Origin of the sequence: Desertibacillus haloalkaliphilus (genome assembly GCF_019039105.1) — a bacterium.
In the GTDB taxonomy this organism is placed as follows: Bacteria; Bacillota; Bacilli; order Bacillales; family KJ1-10-99; genus Desertibacillus; species Desertibacillus haloalkaliphilus.
In genome coordinates this window covers 1-433 of the sequence record NZ_JAHPIV010000145.1, presented here as the reverse complement: position 1 = coordinate 433, position 433 = coordinate 1, and the positions used below count along the sequence as shown (strand labels likewise).

At 41.3% G+C, this 433-nt stretch carries 1 protein-coding gene; it reads right to left on the bottom strand.

Annotated elements, in window-relative coordinates; all coding sequences use genetic code 11:
• On the bottom strand, positions 1–433 hold a 433-nt coding region (gene truB / locus KH400_RS21260; RefSeq protein ID WP_217228048.1), incomplete at both ends, for a tRNA pseudouridine(55) synthase TruB.

The following is a 433-nucleotide window of genomic DNA, read 5'->3' as shown; positions in this document are numbered from 1 at the left end:
CTCTAATTGCTCAAACGTTATACTATTCTCTAGAGAATACGGACCTGACGATGTACGAACGAGATCAGACATATGTGCGGGATATCCGAGCTTATTTCCTATATCAACGGCCAATGTTCGAACGTACGTCCCTTTGCTACAATGGACACGAAACCGAAATGAGGCCGTATCTTCCTTATAAGTAATATCGGATAATCGATCCAAGGAGTGAATCGTCACAGTTCTTTGAGGACGTTCTACTTCCTTACCAGCACGGGCATACTCATACAGTTTCTTGCCATTGACTTTGACTGCAGAATACATTGGAGGAACTTGAATAATTTCACCTTTAAAGTGATTAAGTACTTTGTCAAGTTCGGCTTCTGTCCATTTATCCGTAACAGGCTTTTTGTTAACAACATCACCGCCTTTATCTTCCGTTGTTGTCGAAAAC